The organism is Methylobacterium trifolii (assembly GCF_022179685.1).
Taxonomy (GTDB): Bacteria; Pseudomonadota; Alphaproteobacteria; order Rhizobiales; family Beijerinckiaceae; genus Methylobacterium; species Methylobacterium trifolii.
Genome location: NZ_BPRB01000213.1, coordinates 1 through 5678, shown reverse-complemented (window position 1 = coordinate 5678; position 5678 = coordinate 1). Strand labels below are relative to the sequence as shown.

The 5678-nt window shown below is 72.0% G+C and carries 5 protein-coding genes; 2 read left to right on the top strand and 3 right to left on the bottom strand.

Annotation, left to right across the window (positions count from 1 at the left end; translation table 11 throughout):
* Positions 1–599: transglutaminase-like domain-containing protein (locus tag COGEMETH_RS18130; RefSeq protein WP_238184006.1), on the top strand; the 599-nt coding region annotated here is incomplete at its 5' end.
* Positions 600–608: 9 nt separating this feature from the next.
* On the opposite strand, the gene COGEMETH_RS18125 is transcribed toward COGEMETH_RS18130, so the two are convergent.
* The 3 genes from COGEMETH_RS18125 to mntR form a co-directional block, all read right to left on the bottom strand.
* Entirely contained in the window at positions 609–1136 is a 528-nt protein-coding gene (locus COGEMETH_RS18125) for a DUF4399 domain-containing protein (RefSeq protein ID WP_238184005.1), read from the bottom strand.
* 51 nt (positions 1137–1187) lie between these two features.
* Entirely contained in the window at positions 1188–3227 is a 2040-nt protein-coding gene (locus COGEMETH_RS18120; protein ID WP_238184004.1) for a bifunctional serine/threonine-protein kinase/formylglycine-generating enzyme family protein, read from the bottom strand.
* Positions 3228–3499: 272 nt separating this feature from the next.
* Positions 3500–3961 carry a manganese-binding transcriptional regulator MntR gene (gene mntR / locus COGEMETH_RS18115; RefSeq protein WP_238184003.1) on the bottom strand — a complete coding sequence of 154 codons (462 nt, stop codon included), beginning with the start codon at positions 3959–3961 and terminating at the stop codon, positions 3500–3502.
* Between the two features lie 200 nt (positions 3962–4161).
* Between mntR and COGEMETH_RS18110 the strand changes: the two genes are divergently transcribed.
* On the top strand, positions 4162–5499 hold the full coding sequence (locus tag COGEMETH_RS18110) for an Nramp family divalent metal transporter (protein ID WP_238184002.1): 1338 nt from the start codon (positions 4162–4164) through the stop codon (positions 5497–5499).
* Positions 5500–5678: the final 179 nt, after the last annotated feature.

Here is a 5678-nt window from a genome sequence, read left to right as displayed (position 1 = left end):
GCGATCGCGCGATCGCGCAGCCGGACCTCGGGCCGGACGCGCCGGTGCACTTCCTGTTCCCGAGCGCGCGTGTGCCCCTGGTGCCCGCGGTGACGGACTACGCCCGCGCGAGCTTCCGCCCCGGCCGCAGCGCCTACGGGGCGGCCCACGACCTGATGACCCGCATCCGCGCCGACTTCCGCTTCGATGCCAAGGCCACCACCGTCCACACCCCGCTCTCCGAGGCGTTCGAATTGCGGGCCGGCGTCTGCCAGGACTTCGCCCACGTGATGATCGCGGGCCTGCGCGGCTTAGGCGTGCCCGCGGCCTACGTCAGCGGCTACCTGCGCACCATCCCGCCCCCCGGGCGCCCGCGCCTGCGCGGGGCGGATGCGAGCCACGCCTGGGTCGCGGTCTGGTGCGGGGACGCCTGGATCGGCCTCGACCCGACCAACGCGGTGGCCGTGCGCGACGACCACATCGTCGTGGCGCGCGGGCGCGACTACGGGGACGTGGCCCCCATCGACGGCATCGTCAGCGCCTCGGGCAAGCAGAAGCTCAAGGTCGAGGTCGACGTGATCCCGGACGGCGAGGCCGAGCCGCTGCCCCTGGTCGGCTGAGCATACGGATCAGCCGCGCCCATACCCGTAATGGTACCGGCCGCGGGGCGGGCGCCGTCTCCGGTTCGCCTGGGGCGACACCACGAGGATCTCCACCTTCGCCGACCGGACGGAGGGCGAGAACGGCCGGTGCTGCGCATCGCCCAGGACGAGCTGCAGCGTGTGGCGCCCGGCAGGCAGGTCGAGGCGCGTCTCCGTCTGCCCGCCGCCGAAATGCAGGTGGTTCCTGTCGGCCGGGATCGGCTCGCCCTCGGTGAGGTCGTCCTTCACGTCGACGAGCAGGTGGTGGTGGCCGGCGTTCCTGGCGGTGCTGCCGGCCTGGGTGACGCCCATGTTGCGCAACCCGAACTGGACGGTCACCGGGCTCGTCACCCGCGACCCCGCCCGCGGCGCGATCAGGTAGACGGCCGAATCCGGGGGCGGTGTGACCGGCGGGGGCGGTGTTGTGCGTTCGGGGGCCGGGGCCGGCGTCTGCGCGCCGGCCGGCACGCCGAGGAACAGGAGCGCCAGGGCCGACCATGCCATACCGCGTCTCATGACGACCCTCCTCCATCCATCCGGGATGCGGGCGCACCCCAGAACCGTGCCTCAGGGATCGCGCGCGAGGCGGAACCCGTTCGTGGGATACCGGACGGACGCGTCGTAGAACGCGCGGCTGGCCGGACGCGCGGCCTCGGCGGTGCTCTTCCAGGACCCGCCCCGGAGGACGCGCTGCTGGCAGGTCTGCCCGATCCAGGCGGAGCCGTTCCCCGGCGCCCCCCGGAAGCTCGGGTGCCAGCAATCGGAGACCCATTGGGCGACCAGGCAGGTGGTGCCCTGGACGCCGAAGCCGTTGGCGGGAAAATCCGAGGCGCGCGCCGGCCCCTGCGCCGTCGCCGCGGGCGCCTTGCAGGCGGCCATGTCCTCCCGGAAGCGGTCGCCCCACCAGTAGCGCGTCCGCGTGCCGCCGCGGGCCGCGTATTCCCATTCCGCCTCGGAGGGGAGGCGGTAGCTCCGCCCCGTGAGCCTGGCGAGCCAGCGGATGTATTGCTGGGCGTCGTCCCAGCTGAGGTTGTTGGCCGGCCGGTCCGGGTCGCCCTCGAGGCCGGTGTCGCAGGCGCCGGCCGCGACGCAGGCGTTCCACGCGCCGACGGTGACCGGGCTCCGGCCGAGCAGGAACGGCTTGATCCGGACGGTGCGGACGGGCTTCTCCGTGGGATCGACGGTGCTGCCCATGCTGAAGGCGCCGCCCGCGACCCGGATCATCGGGGGACACGCGCCGCAATCGCGGACGGAGCCGTCCGCACGCGCCTCGGTGGCCGGGGCGGCGGGCGCCTGTTCCGGGCGGGCCGGGGCGGGAGGGAGGGCCGGCGCCGCGGTCTCGCTGCCCGTGCGGGCGCCCTCGGAAGGCCCCCCTTGCGAGGGGCGGGGCTCGGGTTCGGCGGCGGCCGGCTGCCGCGCGCCGGCCTCCGCCAAAGGTTGGGCCAGGGGCTGGGACAGGGGCTGGGGCTGGGACTGGGGCTGGGCCGCCTCGCGCTCCTCGGAGGGCCTGGGGTCGTCGGCGCCCGCCCGGCCCGGCGGGGGCGCGGGTCTGTCCGCGGTCGCGGGCCGGCCCGCATCCGGCGTCGCGCGCGCGCCGGGATCGGGGGGCGCGGCCGGCCCATCCGGGTCCAGGGCGACGCGCCAGCCGACGACGCCCCCGATCAGGCAGACGAGTGCGGCGGCAGCGCCGGCATACCACCACCGGCGACGCGAACCCGGTGCGTCCGCGGACCCGGAGGATCGGGCCGGCCCGGCGGCCGCCGGATCGGCGACCATGTCCGGCCGGTCGTCCGGGTCGGGCTGCAGCATGCGGGCGATGACGCCGCGGATCTTCGGGTCGATCCCGCTCAGGTCCGGCACGGACTGGCGCCGGCGCACCATGTTGAGCTGCGTGCCGCCCATGTCGAGGGGGGCGCCGAGGAGGGCGGCGGCCAGGGTCAGGCCGAAGGCGTAGACGTCGGATTTGGGCGTGACCACGCCCCCGTGCAGGCCGACATGCTCGGGGGAGGCGAAGTTGAGCTTGCCCGCGAACCGCTGCGCGATGATCGTCCCGTCCCCGAACGAACTGCGGGCGATGCCGAAATCGATCAGCTTGGCCTTCCCCGGGTCGGACCGGGGCAGGATGATGTTGTCCGGCGAGATGTCCCGGTGGGTGATGCCGAGGCGGTGCACCGCATCGAGGCCGGCCCCGATCCGCTCCTGGAGCACGCGGACCGAGGCGAGGCTGAGGGGCCCGTCCTTGAGGAAGTCGGCCAGCGACGGCCCCTCCACCAGCTCCATGACCAGGTACGGGCAGGCGAGGTCCGGGTCGACGGAGAACAGGAAGTAGCGGACGACGGCATCGTGCGCGATCTTGCTGAGGGTCGCCGCCTCCTTGCGCAGCAGCCCCATCAGGCTCCGGTCCTGGGCGATGTCGGGCTTGATGACCTTGATCGCGACCCGGTCGCCGGTCTCGACGGTGTGGGCCCGGTAGACCTCGGCCATGCCGCCGGCGGCGATGAACCCGTCGATCTCGAAGATGCCGTTGAGCCGCGTCCCCGGGGCCAGCCGGACCGGTCCGTTGCCGCGCAACGCGATGACCGTCGCCGAGTGAGGGACCATGCTCATGACGGCAAGAACGCAATATTCGCGCCCCGAAATCAAGCTTCGCGCGTACCAGACCTATCGATGGCCGTGCCGGTGCGCACGCCATCCAGCACAGCGATTTTCGGGTGGGATGCCCATCCCGAAACGCAGGCTTTCAAGACCGCAAGGCGAAAGATTTCGCCAGCCAAAGCAATGTCCGCGCAACGAAAAGCATCGCTCTCGTCGAGGCAAACAAAAATTGACTATCCGCTACGCCAGCGAATGGTTTCGATGGAATAGGCAGCGTCCAAGCCTCAGGCCGAGGGCCGGCCTTCCGCGAACAGGCGGAACGCGTCGAGCGTCTCGTTGCTGACGTGGTGCTCGATGCCCTCGGCGTCGCGCCGGGCGGTCTCTGGGCTGACGCCGAGGGCGCGCAGGAAGCGCTCGACGATGCGGTGGCGCTCCCGCGCCTGCTCGGCCAGCACCTGGCCGGCCTGGGTCAGGAACACGCCGCGATAGGGGCGCTGCTGCACGAGGCCGTCCTCGGCCAGCCGCTTCAGCATCTTGGCGACGGTGGGCTGGGCCACCCCGAGGCGGGCGGCGATGTCCACCTGCCGCGCCTCGCCCCCGTCGCCGATCAGGTCGGCGATCAGTTCCACGTAATCCTCGACGAGCTCGGAGCGGCGCGCCTCGCGGGCCTGCCGGAAGCTCTCGACGTGGACCTCCGGGTCGACGAGGTGGGCCTCCGGCACGGCGGTCTGTCGACGAACCTGCATCGGTCGAAACATCTCGCGGCGGACGGGCGTGAACCGGGTCGGAGCCCTTCTTATCCCAGAAGGCGGCGGGCGGGGAGCCCCCGCCCGGCACCGAACGTGCGCCGCCTCGGCGAATTAGCTGTTCTCATTCGTTATAGCATTGGCTATAAAGCGGATGCTGCGCCGCACGCGCATGCCGAGAAGGCCCTGCCGTGAACCTGATGCCCGACGACCGAGCCTGGCGATTCAGCCGGGAGACGCAGCCCGAGCCGAGCCTCGGCAGCCTGAACGGCAGCGTCCCGGTCCGCGCGGGCGGCTCCTGGGTCCGGCGGCTGCTGGGCTTCCTCGGGCCGGGCTACATGATCTCGGTCGGGTACATGGACCCCGGCAACTGGGCGACCGACATCGCCGGGGGCTCGCAGTTCGGCTACACGCTGCTGTCCGTCATCCTGCTCTCGAACCTGATGGCGATCGTGCTCCAGGCGCTGGCCGCCCGGCTCGGCATCGCCACCGGCCGCGACCTCGCCCAGGCCTGCCGCGAGCATTATTCGCGGCCTGTCGGCCTCATGCTCTGGCTCGCCTGCGAGGCGGCGATCATCGCCTGCGACCTCGCCGAGGTGATCGGCACGGCCATCGCCCTCAAGCTGTTGTTCGGCATCCCCCTGGTCCTCGGGGCGCTGATCACGGCGCTCGACGTGTTCCTCGTCCTGCTGCTGCTGCGGCGCGGCTTCCGGGCGCTCGAAGCCTTCGTGATCGCGCTGCTGGCCGTGATCTTCGTCTGCTTCGGCATCCAGATCGCGCTCGCCGCCCCGCCGATCCAGGCGGTGCTCGCCGGCTTCGTGCCGTCCGCGGGCATCGTGACGAACCCGGCCGCCCTCTACATCGCCATCGGCATCATCGGCGCCACGGTGATGCCCCACAACCTCTACCTCCACTCCTCCATCGTGCAGACGCGGGCCTATCCGCGCACGGAGACAGGCCGGCGGGAGGCGCTCCGCTTCGCGGTGACGGATTCGACCATCGCCCTGATGCTGGCGCTCTTCGTCAACGCCGCGATCCTGATCATGGCGGCCGCGGTGTTCCACGGGGCCGGCCGCACCGAGGTGCAGGAGATCGAGCAGGCCTACGAGCTGCTCTCGCCGCTGCTCGGAATCGGCATCGCCTCGACCCTGTTCGCCGTGGCGCTGCTGGCCTCGGGCCTCAATTCGACGGTCACCGCCACGCTCGCCGGCCAGATCGTGATGGAGGGGTTCTTGCGCCTGCGCATCCCGAACTGGGCGCGCCGGCTGATCACCCGTGGCCTCGCCATCGTGCCCGTGGTGATCGTCACCGCCCTCTACGGCGAGCAGGGCACCGCCCGGCTCCTGGTGCTCTCCCAGGTGGTGCTGTCGATGCAGCTGCCCTTCGCGGTGATCCCGCTGGTCCGCTTCGTCTCGGACCCGGCCAGGATGGGCGCGCTCGTCGTCCCGGCCTGGCTCAAGGTCGTGGCGTGGGCGATCGCCGGGGTGATCGTCGCCCTGAACCTGAAGCTGCTGTTCGACACCCTGGCGGGCGGCTGAGGCCGGCTCCGGCTTCCGACCTGCCGATGTCCGGGGATCGGGAGGGGGTGTCCAGGCGGGAACGGGGTTGCGCACGGCCTACCATGCTGCCGCACAGCGCTTCTTCAGGGCTCGCAAGATCCTGATTTCCGCGCGGTGCCGGCAAGACCGAGAAAGCTTGACCATCGTCGATAGATACG

Excerpts from the sequence above, each read along its gene's own strand:
- mntR (WP_238184003.1), bottom strand. The coding sequence starts at position 3,961 with ATGCAGGTTCGTCGACAGACCGCCGTGCCGGAGGCCCACCTCGTCGAC.
- COGEMETH_RS18125 (WP_238184005.1), bottom strand. The coding sequence starts at position 1,136 with ATGAGACGCGGTATGGCATGGTCGGCCCTGGCGCTCCTGTTCCTCGGC.
- COGEMETH_RS18110 (WP_238184002.1), top strand. The coding sequence starts at position 4,162 with ATGCCCGACGACCGAGCCTGGCGATTCAGCCGGGAGACGCAGCCCGAG.
- COGEMETH_RS18120 (WP_238184004.1), bottom strand. The coding sequence starts at position 3,227 with ATGAGCATGGTCCCTCACTCGGCGACGGTCATCGCGTTGCGCGGCAAC.